This is a genomic window from Vibrio sp. V09_P4A23P171 (assembly GCF_963875615.1).
Classification (GTDB): Bacteria; Pseudomonadota; Gammaproteobacteria; order Enterobacterales; family Vibrionaceae; genus Vibrio; species Vibrio anguillarum.
In genome coordinates, this window is sequence record NZ_CAWNMR010000044.1 from 273,967 (window position 1) to 287,353 (window position 13,387).

Here is a 13,387-nt window from a genome sequence, read left to right on the forward strand (position 1 = left end):
ATGTAATTTGTGTGTTTCAGGGAACGCTTGTACGCTCGAAAGTGTTTGCAGCTAAGTGTGAAGTACTTCAAAATTACCTCAATCCAAGGGCATTCTAACTAATCACCGAGGTTTAGATGAAAGTCGAGAATCTTTTTAAGCATCGTGGCGATTCAATGAACAAGTACTCCTCTGAGCTTATGCAGTGGGTATCACCTTCAGTACGTGAGTACTGGGGCGAGCTTCTACATAAAACAAACAGTCGCCAGTTGTTTTCTTGGGTTAGAGATTTTCACCAACCAGCAGTGAATGAAGATGCTCCTATTGCCGAACCCTTGATACTCAAACCTGAAGCGCAACGTCTGTATAAACAGCTCCAGACTCAGATTGGTGAAGTCATTCATACGGGTAAATGGCTGGTGGTTGATCAAGAGCGCATTAACCAGTTTGGTCAAGTAACTGAGGATATGCAGTGGATTCATACCGACCCTCAAAAAGCGGAAGTTGATTCTCCATTTAGGACCACAATTGCGCACGGCTTTTTGACCTTGGCCTTGTTACCTAAATTGACGGATAGCGTTGATCCTGACAAACCAATATTTCCGACCGCAAAAATGGTGGTGAATATCGGTTTAAATGAAGTTCGTTTCCCGTATCCAGTGAAATCAGGAAACCGAGTAAGAGCCATTAGTACTCTATTGAAAGTTACACCAATCAAAAAAGGTTTGGAGATCGAGAGAGAAATTAAAGTGGAGATTGAAGGTATTCGTCGCCCAGGCTGTGTCGTGGTTTCAGTGATCCAACTCCATTTTTAATTTTAGAAAAATGGCATAAAACAGGAGAGTCGATCACTCTCCTGTTTTGTATTTATTTGTTTTTCAAAGGAATATAACCATATTCTTCTATGCGAGCCTTTGCTTCCGCTGATTTTAAAGATGCAATGAAAGCTTGAGTCTCTTTAGTGATTTTTTCAGGGTAATAGACCACTAAAAATGGCATAGAAAGTTTATATTCATGAGTGACAATATTTTTTGCAGTGGCTTCTACTCCCTCAAATTTTATCGCTTTAATCGATTTATCTACCGATCCCGTAGAGATGAAACCGATCGCTTGAGGGTTATGGTTAATCAGTGTTTTAACCATACTATTGCTATTGACCACTAAGTTATTGGAACTGATGTCTGACACTAAGCGATCATTAATCACACGAGTCAGGCCTAATAAGCTTTCAAAGCTATAGCGGGAACCTGATGATGCTTCTCTGGTCACAACTGCGATTTTTTGATCAGCACCACCGACTTGTTTCCAGTTGGTTATTTTCCCTTTATAAATATCAAATAACTGCTCACGAGTCAGATTTTCAATACTGTTTAAGCGATTGATTACAACAGCCAGCCCATCATAGGCAATCGGTAGGGTGCTCATCGTCTCATCTTGCTCACTTTCTGTGAGGTAGCGCGAGCTCATGGCGATATCTGCGACACCTTTTTTCAGTAATGTGATGCCAGCACTCGAACCCACGGCTTGAACCGCGATATAAGTTTCAGGGTGTGCGGTATTGTAGTCCTCGGCGAATACTTCCATGATCCTAGCGACCGAGGTCGAGCCAGAAATATTAACTTCACTTGCGAAGGCAAACTGGGTATGTAGCAAAGTTGAAAGCAGTGTAGCAAGCGCGACTCGAAACATAGTGGCTCCAATATGGTTATTTAGAAAAATTGAGCCATCATAATATGTCGTATAGATGACACTTTTGTGAACCACAAAGGTAAGTGGTTTGTAGCCTTACGGTTTTTCATATCAGAGATAAGCGAAGTCAGCTATAGTCGAGATGTCAGGAAGCCGTGTTTGAGCGAGGGTAAAATGGCGGTAGTGAATTTGTTGCAACGTCAACTAGAACGAAGAGCAGAGCTTGTTTGCCATAATCGTAACCAAAGTGTGTCTGTTGAATTAGGCAAATCCTGTTTTGAGCCGATCGTTAACGGTGTGCACTTCATCAAACACCATTACAAATTAGATTCAACGCATTGCGACTATTCAAGTATCGTAGCAAAAGTGATTTGGGAAGAAGCTAAATGGGCGCTGTATATTCCCAATACGGATCCCGATAAAGAAATTGAAGATTGGTTGCCGTATCCTTTTCTCCCTAAAACAACGGATTTGACGGCGTTGATCCGCGAAATTGAAAAAGATCCTAAATCTTACTTTTGGTGATCAATAAGCAATAAAAAGGCACTCCGAAGAATGCCTGATAGAAATGTCTATGCTGCTAAAATCACTCCCCTTGGGTAGTGGTATTAGCTTCTGAAGGTATAGGTAACGGTTCGAAAACCTGAGTCGGTTTTGCAATCAGACTGCGGTTTTCCATATTCACTTCTGCGAGCACGACTTCGAGCGTATCACCGAGCTTAAAGACGACTTCTTTATCGACAAGCAGCGTTCCACTTTCCGCATTACATTCAATACGTTCTTTGTTGTCTAAGATTAAAGAACCAGGAATGAATGCGGCTGCGCCATTTTCCAAAAGACGTACGCGCATGCCAGCGCGATTGATATCAAAAATTTCAGCCGTAAAACGGCTGCCTTTGCTCGGTTCGTTTACTAGCGTTCTAGCATAGAGCCAGTCGCCTACGTTACGTTCGGCCATTTTGTGGTGTTTGCGGTGTAGTGCCAACTCTTCACCAACGGTTTCATCCGGTGTTTGTACGGGCTCTTTGTTTAAAATATGTGCTTTCAACATACGATGGTTGATCATATCGCCATATTTACGGATAGGAGAAGTCCAAGTGGCATAGATATCCAAACCCATTGCGTAATGCGGAAGAGGTTGGTTTCCTATTTCACTGTAAGCTTGATACTTGCGGATACGATTATCCAGATAGCGGGTCTCTTGCTTACATAACCAGCGACGTAAAGAGGCAAAGCCTTCTAGAGTCGCTAAGTTATCGGCAGTGTATTCAAGCTCACCCGTTGGGTTGACTAATTCGACAACATCGGCAATTTTTTCGGGTTTGAACCCCGCGTGCGTATTGAACACACCTTGGCCAAAATGCGCTTTGAGCGTTTTTCCCGCACAGATATTCGCGGTTATCATCGCTTCCTCAACAAGACGGTTAGCACTACGGCGAAGATCCGCATGAATTGCCACTACGTCGTTGTCTTCACTCAGTTCAAATCTATAATCAGGGTGATCAGGAAACACGACCGCGTATGTTTCGCGCCATTGTGCGCGCGCTAATGAAAAATCATACAAATCACGCACAACGGAAGCGATTTGGTCACTTGGTTGCCAATCGGCAGAAGTGCCCGTTTCTAACCAATCTGATACATGATCATAAACCAATCGAGCGTGCGATTTAATGTTGGCCGCAAAAAAGGTAATGTCATCGCCAATCACACCTTCTTTAGTCACTGTTACGGTACAGCAAAGGGCAGGGCGAACTTCATTTTCCATCAACGAACACAAATCATCGGCTAAATCACGTGGCAACATTGGGATATTGCGGCCAGGGAGATAAATAGTGAAACCCCGCTCACGCGCGACACTGTCCATCTCGTCATCTGGCGTGATGTATGCGGTTGGGTCTGCAATGGCAATGGTTAATGTGAAGTCACCGTTCTCGGTTCTTTGGGCGAACAGTGCATCATCCATATCTTTAGTTGATGCCCCATCGATGGTCACGAAAGGAAGGTGGGTCATATCGATGCGTTGTAGGTCGGCATCATCTTTTAGCTGCCAATGTTCAATACCAGCCGGCTCACTGTTAGGCAAGTCATTTTCAGCTAAAGTCACCCACCAAGGCGCAATCTTATCGTTGGCATCCGTAATTTTATGGGTGATTTCAACCATAAAACCGCTATCGTCTTTCAGTGGATGGTTAATAAGCTGTGCAACAACCCAATCACCTTCAGAGAAATGTTCAGGGTTTAATCCTTTTTGCACCTTGGCTTTCAGCGATTGCCTTTTTAGTTGCGGGTTATCGGGCGTGACATTCAGCTTACCTTTGTACAGTTTTACACGGCCAATGAAGCGAGTTAGTGAAGGCTCAAGCAGCTCTTGAGGCTCAGCCACTTCTTTCTCATTCTCGGTGCGAATGATGGCCACTACTTTATCTCCGTGTAGGCATTTCTTCATGTACGGAGGCGGAATAAAGAAGCTGTTCTTACTGTCAACTTCTAAAAAGCCGAAGCCTTTTTCAGTGGCTTTTATCGTGCCTTCTTTCTTAGGCAAGTTCTCTTGGATTTGTTGCTTGAGTTGAGCAAGGAGCGGATTATCTTGAAACATGTTTCTTTTTCTAACAAATGCGATTGGGCACACTATAATCATTGAGCGGGATGATTACTACCGAAAGCGTTATTTTTGCTAGTCTGCTTTAACAGTGCGCTGTAAATGCAGCTTCTGTGTTCGTTTTGGGTGAATTAATGAGCTTAATGGTCATTTATGACGAATTTTTGTGATGTAATTCAATTTTTACTAGCTTTTTTTATGCTTTTAGGGAATAATCCGCGTCCCTTATATGTCCCTAGCGGCTTGATGCGTTTTAAGACTTATCCGCATCTGAACGGAACTCAGCTCTTTTTAATGGATCGGTATTGGAATTGGTAGAGCACGTGGGACCTTTTGTTAATTAATCTAGTGGGATCTCCATGCAAGACTCTGTAATTCAATTTAGTGAATTAGCCCTAAACGACTCAATCCTTTCTGCTCTAAATGAAATGGGTTTCGTTTCTCCAACTCCTATCCAAGCTGCTGCTATTCCATTTCTTCTTGAAGGAAGAGATGCGCTAGGTAAAGCACAAACAGGTACAGGTAAAACGGCTGCGTTTTCTCTACCTCTACTGAACAAATTAAACCTTTCTCAACACAAGCCACAAGCAATTGTGATGGCACCAACTCGTGAACTTGCTATCCAAGTTGCGGCAGAAATCAAAAACCTTGGCCAAAAGATTCAAGGCCTTAAAGTACTTGAGATCTATGGCGGTGCTTCTATTGTTGACCAAATGCGCGCTCTGAAAAATGGTGCTCATATTGTGGTTGGCACACCTGGTCGTGTAAAAGACTTGATCACTCGTGATCGCCTTCATTTGGACGAATGTCATACCTTCGTCCTTGATGAAGCTGACGAAATGCTCAAAATGGGCTTCGTTGATGACGTAACTTGGATCATGGAACAAGCACCTGGCACCGCTCAACGCGTGCTGTTCTCTGCGACTATGCCTCCTATGGTGAAGACGATTGTTGACCGTTACCTACGTGATCCTGCTCGTGTTGACGTAGCAGGTTCAAACCAAACTGTTGCGAAAGTAGAGCAGCAATATTGGGTTGTTAAAGGTGTTGAAAAAGATGAAGCGATGGCTCGTCTTCTTGAAACAGAAGAAACCGATGCGTCAATCGTCTTTGTACGTACTCGTCAAGACACCGAGCGTTTAGCTGATTGGTTATTATCTCGTGGCTTTAAAGCGGCAGCGCTTCATGGTGATATTCCGCAATCACTGCGTGAGCGCACGGTTGATCATATCAAACAGGGTGTAATCGACATTCTTGTTGCGACAGACGTTGTTGCTCGTGGTCTTGATGTTCCACGTATTACACACGTGTTCAACTATGATATCCCATTCGATGTAGAATCATACATCCACCGTATTGGCCGTACTGGCCGTGCTGGACGCAAAGGTAAAGCGATCCTTCTAGTTCGCACGAACCAAATTCGTATGTTGCGTACGATTGAGCGCGTAACTCGTTCTCAAATGGAAGAGATTCAACTTCCAATGCGTGACAAAGTTGCTGAAGCTCGTCTCATCAAACTGGGTGCAGAGCTAGAAGCTGACAAAGGTCATACTGCTTTAGACAAATTTGTTGAGCTCATTGAAAAACTTCAACAAAGCCTAGAGATTGATGCCACAACACTGGCGGCCATTTTACTGAAGCGCCAACAAGGCAATCGTCCACTGTTCTATGTCGGCCCAGATCCAATGGTTGACGCGATCGAGCGTGAAAAATCACGTCGCCGTGATCGTAAAGAGGGTAGTGAGCGTGGTGAACGCCGTGAAGGCGGTCGCGATAGCCGTGATGGACGCGAAGGTCGCCGCGAATATGGTACTGCGAGCAATGACTGGGATACTTATCAGTTACAAGTCGGCCGTGAGCAAGGCGTGCAAGTGAAAGACATCGTTGGTGCTTTAGCTAATGAACTTGGTTTAACCAAAGGTTCAATTGGTGCAATTAAACTTGCTCAAGGCCATACATTCGTACAGCTTCCTAAATCAATGTCTTCAGATGTTGAAGGCAAATTGCGTAAACTGCGTATTCGCCAAAAAGAAGTCGGTGCTGTTGTATGTGACTTTGATGACTTCCGCGAGTCTCGTGGTCGTCGTGAAGGTGGTAACGGTGGTGGTGCCCGTCGTGAAGGCGGAAACGGTGGCTTCCGTAATCGTGAAGGCGGTGCTCCTGCGGCTGGCGCAGGTCGTGGTGGCCGTGAAGGTGGCTTCCGTGGCAACCGTGACGGTGCAGCGGCGACTGGTCGTGATGGTGAACGTCGTTTTGACCGCAACCGTGGTGGCGACCATCGTGGTAACTTCCGTGGTGAACGTGGTCACGGCAATGCTAGTGCTAATGCCAATGCGGGTACGTTAAGTCGTCCTCGTCGCGCTGAAGCATAATCAATTATTGAAACTCCAAAGCCCGTGATATTTATCATGGGCTTTTTCTTTTGATTTATATAATTCGATCTTTGCATTTCTAGCGTGAGCTAGTTAAAATCTTCACTTCATTGAAGTTCCGGTATTCGTGTTACCGAGTGAGCTTCGATGGGTTATTTTCAATCAAACTCAACACGTGTTGCTTGGTATGCAACACCACTGTAAGGATTATACATGCCTATTATTACTCTTCCTGACGGCAGTCAACGTCATTTTGAACACCCTGTATCGACAATGGAAGTTGCAGCTTCTATCGGCCCTGGTCTTGCAAAAGCAACGATCGCAGGCCGTGTCGATGGTGTGCGCGTCGATGCGTGCGATCTTATTGAAAATGATGCTAGCCTTGAAATTATAACGACCAAAGATGAAGTTGATGGTTTAGAGATCGTACGCCACTCTTGTGCGCACTTACTTGGCCATGCATTAAAGCAACTTTATCCACAAGCCAAAATGGCGATTGGTCCGACGATCGACAGCGGCTTCTACTATGATATCGATCTTGAGCAATCACTCACGCAAGATGATTTAGAGCAAATCGAAAAGCGCATGAAAGAGCTTGCCAAGACAAAATATCAAGTTGTCAAAAAGAAAGTCAGTTGGCAGGAAGCCCGTGATGCTTTTGAAGCTCGCGGTGAAACATACAAGATGGAAATCTTGGATCAGAATGTGGCTCGTGATGACAGACCGGGTCTATACCATCATGAAGAATACATTGATATGTGTCGTGGCCCTCACGTACCTAACATGAGCTTCTGCCAACACTTTACCCTGCTTAGCATCGCTGGCGCGTACTGGCGTGGTAACAGCGATAACAAGATGCTACAGCGCATCTATGGTACGGCATTCCATGACAAGAAAGCACTTCAAGCCCATTTAACGCGTTTAGAAGAAGCGGCTAAACGTGACCATCGTAAAATTGGTAAGCAGCTCGATCTATTCCATATGCAGCAAGAAGCTCCAGGGATGGTATTCTGGCACCATAACGGTTGGTCTATATTCCGTGATCTTGAAGTGTTCATTCGCCAAAAACTCAGTGAGTACGACTACCAAGAAGTAAAAGGTCCATTAATGATGGACAGAGTTCTATGGGAGCGTTCTGGTCACTGGGATAAATATGCGGATGCCATGTTCACGACGTCATCTGAAAATCGTGAATATGCAATTAAACCGATGAACTGCCCAGGCCACGTTCAAATATTTAATCAAGGTTTGAAATCATACCGTGATCTGCCATTGCGTATGGCTGAGTTTGGATCTTGCCACCGCAATGAACCATCAGGTTCATTACATGGTATTATGCGTGTTCGTGGCTTTACTCAAGATGACGCCCATATTTTCTGTACCGAAGATCAAATTCAACAAGAAGTGACATCTTGTATCAAGATGGTCTACGACACCTACACGACGTTCGGTTTTGATAACATCGTTGTTAAACTGTCTACACGCCCAGAAAAACGTGTTGGTAGTGATGAAATTTGGGATAAATCGGAAGAAGCATTAAAGCTTTCACTGCAGGCAATGGATATCCCATTTGAAATTCAAGAAGGTGAAGGCGCATTCTACGGCCCTAAAATTGAATTTACTTTGCATGATTGCTTAGATCGTGCGTGGCAATGTGGTACAGTGCAGCTGGATTTCAATTTACCTGCTCGTCTAGGCGCGACATATGTTGGCGAAAGTAACGAGCGTCTTGTTCCGGTTATGATTCACCGTGCAATTTTGGGTTCACTTGAGCGCTTTATCGGTATCCTTATCGAAGAGTATGCAGGTTTCTTCCCTACGTGGTTAGCGCCGGAACAAGCGGTAATTATGAACATTACTGATAAACAGTCAGTTTACGCTCAGGAAGTAGCACAAAAACTACAAAAATGTGGAATTAGAGCCAAAGCAGACTTGAGAAATGAGAAGATTGGCTTTAAAATCCGCGAACACACTTTAAAGCGTGTACCGTATATGCTTGTTTGTGGTGACCAAGAGATGGAAGCCGGAGAGATCGCAGTACGTACCCGCAGGGGCAAGGACTTAGGTAAATTTAAATTGGATGACTTTATTGCGTATATCCAAGCCGAAGTTTCTAGCCGTAAGCTCAATCTGGAGGAATAAACTATTAAAGGCGGAAGACGTGGCCAACAGCCGGCCAAACCAAACCAGCACCGTTTAAACGGTGAAATTCGTGGCGTTCGTGAAGTTCGTTTAACTGGCGCAGATGGTGAATCCGTTGGTGTTGTATCAATCAACGAAGCATTAGAAGCTGCTGTAGAAGCTGGTATGGATCTTGTAGAGATCAGCCCTAACGCCGAGCCACCAGTTTGTCGTGTGATGGACTATGGCAAGTTCCTCTTTGAAAAGAGCAAGACTGCTAAAGAGCAGAAGAAGAAGCAAAAACAGATCCAGATTAAGGAAATTAAATTCCGTCCTGGGACTGATATTGGAGACTATCAGGTAAAACTACGCAACCTGACCCGTTTCCTAGAAGAAGGCAACAAAGTGAAAGTTACTATTCGCTTCCGTGGCCGTGAGATGGCGCACCAAGACATCGGTGTCGATGTTCTTCATCGTTTGAAAGAGGATACTGCTGAAATTGCAGTAGTTGAGTCTTTCCCGAGTCGAATTGAAGCACGCCAGATGATCATGATGCTTGCCCCTAAAAAGAAGTAATTAACGGCTTACAAGTAATGAGACCTCGCCGTTGAAAGACGGTGGGGTGTTATTCGCCCTAATTACATGTTATTTAAACTACTACAATGCGGAGTTATTCATCATGCCTAAGATGAAAACCAACAAAGGTGCAGCTAAGCGTTTTAAGAAAACTGCTGGCGGTATTAAATTTAAGCACGCTACAAAACGTCATATCCTGACTAAGCGTACTACTAAGAACAAGCGTCAACTACGCCCTAACTCAATCCTTCCAAAATGTGAAGTGGCTGGTGTTATGCGCATGTTGCCATACGCTTAATTCTTTTTAGTTTATTTATCGTTTAGTTTAGGAGAAGCATAATGCCTCGCGTAAAACGTGGTGTACAAGCTCGTGCACGTCATAAGAAAGTTCTAAAACAAGCTAAAGGTTACTACGGAGCACGTTCACGTGTTTACCGCGTAGCTTTCCAAGCTGTAACCAAAGCTGGTCAATACGCTTACCGTGACCGTCGCACTAAAAAGCGTCAGTTCCGTCAGCTATGGATTGCGCGTATTAACGCAGCATCTCGTCAAAATGGTCTATCTTACAGCCGTTTCATTAACGGTCTTAAGAAAGCATCTATTGAGATCGATCGTAAGATCCTTGCTGATATCGCGGTATTCGACAAAGCTGCATTTGCAGTGCTTGTTGAAAAAGCAAAAACTGCTCTTTAATTTAGCAGTGAAGGTTTAAAGAAAAGGAGGGCAAGTATGCTCTCCTTTTTTATTGCGCTTATTTATAAGCGCGACAGTGGGCTTAATACACCGCTGGCGCCTCTATCCAGTACGTGAGTGTAAATCTGAGTTGTTTTTACATCACTATGCCCTAATTGTTCTTGTACTGTTCTGATGTCCGCTCCCGCTTCTAGCAAGTGTGTCGCAAAGCTATGCCTTAGCGTATGGCATGAAACTGACTTTTGTATCTCAGCATCATGAGCGGTTTTCCGAACTGCTCGCTGCAATGCCGACTCATTAATATGGTGCCTTCGTTTCAACCCACTATTCTCATCTAAGGTAAGTAAATTAGATGGGAACAAGTAGTGCCAATTAAACTCATAAGGAGCTGAAGGATATTTTTCTCGCAACGCATTGGGTAACCAGACTCCTCCATAACCTTTGGTTTGCATATCCTTATCATAGTAACGCTTAGCTAATGCTTGTTGCTCAGCTAGTTGTGGATAAAGCTCCTTAGCAAGTGTGACGGTGCGGTTTTTTCCTCCTTTTCCTTGCCATACCCGAACCGCACCATAATCTAAATCAATATCCTGTATTCGGAGTCTGACACATTCCATCAGCCGCAGCCCTGATCCGTATAAGAGCATAATTTGCAATTGATATCGTGGCTCAATATGTTCTAAAAACCGCTTAATTTCAGTTCTTGTCATCACTACTGGTAATTTCTGAGCAAGTTGAGATTTCTTGAAATTCATGCTAATTGATAGCGGTTCTTTAATGATTTCACGGTACAGAAAATGGAGAGAGTTAAGCGCTAACGCTTGTGTTTTCGCGGCTACTTTCCCATTAACAGCTAAGTCAGTTAAAAACATCTCAACTTCTTTACTACCCATTCTCATTGGATGTGTTTTGTTATTGAAGTAGATGAATCGTGTTATCCAGTGCAAATATGCCTCTATAGTTTTCTTTGCATAGTGTCGCGCTTGCATATACTCTTTAATGCTTAAAATAAATTGTGATTTCATATTTTCCCAACAAAATTGCCTGTTTTTATATACAGTATTGTTGTTTTTGGTTTAGTCAACAAACTAAGTTGCATAAAGTCGTCTAATGTGAAGTCTGACGCAGTTTTTATTCAACTAACAATCTGATAAAAAAGATTTATATGATAGATTTCTAATTATCAAAGTTCATGATAAGTGGCGGTAGCATGGTAAATTAGGTCGCATTTTGTTGTATAGATAGCGTTATGTTCTTTGGAGAAAAATGTGAAAGCGCTATCTGTAGTTGAGCCGTGGGGAACAATGATTGCGAACAAAACCAAGTTGTTGGAAATCAGAACTTGGCGTCCAGAAGTGTTACCAATGCTCAATGTTGCTCTGGTCCAAAATAGCACACGGTTAACAAAAGAGGGCGATGAAGATATGACAGGGCAGGTTATTGCTGTTGTTGATATTGTCTCGTGTGAACCTTGGGTAAAAGAGGATTGTGAGCATTCAGGCTGTGATGAATCAGAGTTTGAGAGTGGCTGGTTGGCGTGGAAATTAAGTAATGTAAGAAAACTAGGCAACCCTGTTAAGGCCATAGCAAAACGAAAGTTCTACGATTTACCCGATTCAGAAGCAACCAAAGTCAAACTTGAACTACGAACATAACAAACGCTTCAAGAGGGACAGCCAACGCGCGGCATTTTTACCATGCATTGGTTTTTGTGGTTACGGTGTTATGCGGGAAGTTAGTAGTGGCGTTGGCTGCCCCTTAAGCGGGCGTTAGGTGTTTTGGAGTATACAACATGGATATGAGTTCATTTGGAATCGGCTTTGGCTTGGCATTTTCCATCTGTATTTTGTTTACAAAATTCTTTTTGCCATCCTACTTAAAAGAAAAAGGAAAAAACTTAGCTACTAAAGAAGATATTTCTTCCATTACTGAGGCTGTGGAAAAAGTAAAATCATTCCATGGCGAAAAACTGCAAGAACTTATTCATCAGAATAACATTTGGCTAGAAATGCAAAAATCTCACAACCAACTGAAATTGGTTGCTCCGGAAAAAAGAATGCAGGCTCATCAGGAAGCTTTTGAGTTATGGAGAAAAATTATCTCCAACATGCATACGGATCAGCGTGTAAGCATCGTCATGGAATGCCAAGATTGGTACAACAAAAATTGCTTATATCTTGGGGAAGAAGCGAGAAAGGCATTTTCTACCGCTTACGGTGCATTAGCTATACATAATGATTTGCTTCAGGACCGCTCAAACTCTCGAGATGCGAAGGAAAACTACTTTTCCATGATTAATGCTGGTGAAACTATAGTTAGTGGTGTTGAGCTGCCTCCTCTAAATGCAGACGTTAGTGTTGTATTGCAGAAAGAAAAAGGAAAGCTAGTCATTGAAACATTGTAGAAACACACCTAACAAACGCTTCAAGAGGGACAGCCAACGCGTGGAATTTTTACTATGCGTTGGTTTTTGTGATTACGGTGTTATGCGGAAAGTTGGTTGTGGCGTTGGCTGCCCCTTAAGCGGGCGTTAGCTGGGGCTAAGAAAAATCATAAAATTAAGCGCTTATTTTTCTTAGTCAGAGGCTCTAGCTTTACACCTGAAAGTCAGCACTTTTCCATGTATCTCGCCAGTGGCACTGTTCGTGAAGTGCTTGAACTAACCGAAGTCTGTTTACGGGAAGTGGTGTGTTTGTTTATTTCTTTGGTGTGGCTTCTTTGGTTTTGAGGCTCTTTCGCGCTTAAATGGATTTCGTGCACTTGGTTGTTGGCTTCTTCGAAAGAATTCTTTGTAAATTTAAGTCTTAGAAGCTCGTCAGTTTTCCTGCTATTTCTTCTTTGCCAAGTGTGTTCGTAGGTTAGGTTTTAGTTTCTCAGTTGTCCGTTTTACTTTGTCGCTTGAAAACAATAATGTGTTTTAAATTAGGCCGTTGGGTAGTCAATCTCCGGCTAAAGTGCAGCAGCTAACAAACGGCTCAAGAGGGATTGCCAACGCGTGGCGACTTTAGTGCAAAATTGAAGTTCAGTGTTTACAGTGTGTTTTTTAAGTTCGGCGGTGCGTTGTCAACCCCTTAGCCGGGCGTTATGCAACTCAGATAAATTTAGGGGTTCAATCTTTTGAGGTTTCTCCGGCCATTCGTTTTGTGTTGTCGGCAAATGAGCATTTTTACCCTAAAATTCGTAGTTTACTCAAGCCGTAAAATAGGCAAGGTTCTTTGTTTGCCTCAATGAGTTTTGGTGCTGGTTTGTTGTGAATTTAGCGGGCGCAAAGTGTGGAAAGGGCAAGTTAATCGAGCATTTCGCATTTTCTGAAAGTCTTGCTTGTTGAGTTTTCCTGATTCAAAAGCTTGGTTTGTTG

The 13,387-nt window shown here is 43.4% G+C and carries 12 protein-coding genes; 9 read left to right on the plus strand and 3 right to left on the minus strand.

What is annotated here, in order from left to right:
* Positions 1-116: 116 nt before the first annotated feature.
* The gene (locus tag AACT23_RS13445) at positions 117-794 is read left to right on the plus strand and encodes a MaoC family dehydratase (RefSeq protein WP_013868538.1); all 678 of its coding nucleotides are present in this window, start codon (positions 117-119) and stop codon (positions 792-794) included.
* Between the two features lie 52 nt (positions 795-846).
* Here the strand turns inward: AACT23_RS13445 and AACT23_RS13450 are convergent, their stop codons facing one another.
* Positions 847-1,668 carry a phosphate ABC transporter substrate-binding protein gene (locus AACT23_RS13450; RefSeq protein ID WP_026027798.1) on the minus strand — a complete coding sequence of 274 codons (822 nt, stop codon included), beginning with the start codon at positions 1,666-1,668 and terminating at the stop codon, positions 847-849.
* Between the two features lie 174 nt (positions 1,669-1,842).
* On the opposite strand from AACT23_RS13450, the gene AACT23_RS13455 reads away from it, so the two are divergent.
* Positions 1,843-2,193, plus strand: coding sequence for a DUF3024 domain-containing protein (locus tag AACT23_RS13455; RefSeq protein ID WP_026027345.1), 351 nt, complete (start codon positions 1,843-1,845; stop codon positions 2,191-2,193).
* A 61-nt stretch (positions 2,194-2,254) separates the two neighbouring features.
* Here AACT23_RS13455 and rnb read toward each other — a convergent pair whose 3' ends face one another.
* Entirely contained in the window at positions 2,255-4,264 is a 2,010-nt protein-coding gene (rnb, locus tag AACT23_RS13460; protein WP_094126840.1) for an exoribonuclease II, read from the minus strand.
* Positions 4,265-4,626: 362 nt separating this feature from the next.
* Between rnb and AACT23_RS13465 the strand changes: the two genes are divergently transcribed.
* From AACT23_RS13465 to rplT, 5 genes are all read left to right on the plus strand, one after another.
* Entirely contained in the window at positions 4,627-6,639 is a 2,013-nt protein-coding gene (locus tag AACT23_RS13465) for a DEAD/DEAH box helicase (RefSeq protein ID WP_064626716.1), read from the plus strand.
* A 213-nt stretch (positions 6,640-6,852) separates the two neighbouring features.
* On the plus strand, positions 6,853-8,781 hold the full coding sequence (thrS, locus tag AACT23_RS13470; RefSeq protein WP_010319593.1) for a threonine--tRNA ligase: 1,929 nt from the start codon (positions 6,853-6,855) through the stop codon (positions 8,779-8,781).
* 3 nt (positions 8,782-8,784) lie between these two features.
* Positions 8,785-9,336: a translation initiation factor IF-3 gene (infC, locus tag AACT23_RS13475; protein ID WP_080569453.1), complete on the plus strand. Its 552-nt coding sequence runs from the start codon at positions 8,785-8,787 to the stop codon at positions 9,334-9,336.
* 103 nt (positions 9,337-9,439) lie between these two features.
* Positions 9,440-9,634 carry a 50S ribosomal protein L35 gene (gene rpmI, locus AACT23_RS13480; RefSeq protein ID WP_010319591.1) on the plus strand — a complete coding sequence of 65 codons (195 nt, stop codon included), beginning with the start codon at positions 9,440-9,442 and terminating at the stop codon, positions 9,632-9,634.
* A 41-nt stretch (positions 9,635-9,675) separates the two neighbouring features.
* A complete protein-coding gene (gene rplT / locus AACT23_RS13485; RefSeq protein WP_010319590.1) occupies positions 9,676-10,029 on the plus strand; it encodes a 50S ribosomal protein L20 in 354 nt (117 codons plus the stop codon).
* Between the two features lie 62 nt (positions 10,030-10,091).
* On the opposite strand, the gene AACT23_RS13490 is transcribed toward rplT, so the two are convergent.
* Positions 10,092-11,054: an integron integrase gene (locus AACT23_RS13490; protein ID WP_017043784.1), complete on the minus strand. Its 963-nt coding sequence runs from the start codon at positions 11,052-11,054 to the stop codon at positions 10,092-10,094.
* A 243-nt stretch (positions 11,055-11,297) separates the two neighbouring features.
* Here AACT23_RS13490 and AACT23_RS13495 point away from each other — a divergent pair, with 243 nt between their 5' ends.
* Complete coding sequence (locus AACT23_RS13495) at positions 11,298-11,684, plus strand: ASCH domain-containing protein (protein ID WP_094126842.1); 387 nt, start codon at positions 11,298-11,300, stop codon at positions 11,682-11,684.
* 137 nt (positions 11,685-11,821) lie between these two features.
* Positions 11,822-12,433, plus strand: a complete 612-nt coding sequence (locus AACT23_RS13500; protein WP_094126844.1) for a hypothetical protein — start codon at positions 11,822-11,824, stop codon at positions 12,431-12,433.
* Positions 12,434-13,387 lie beyond the last annotated feature (954 nt).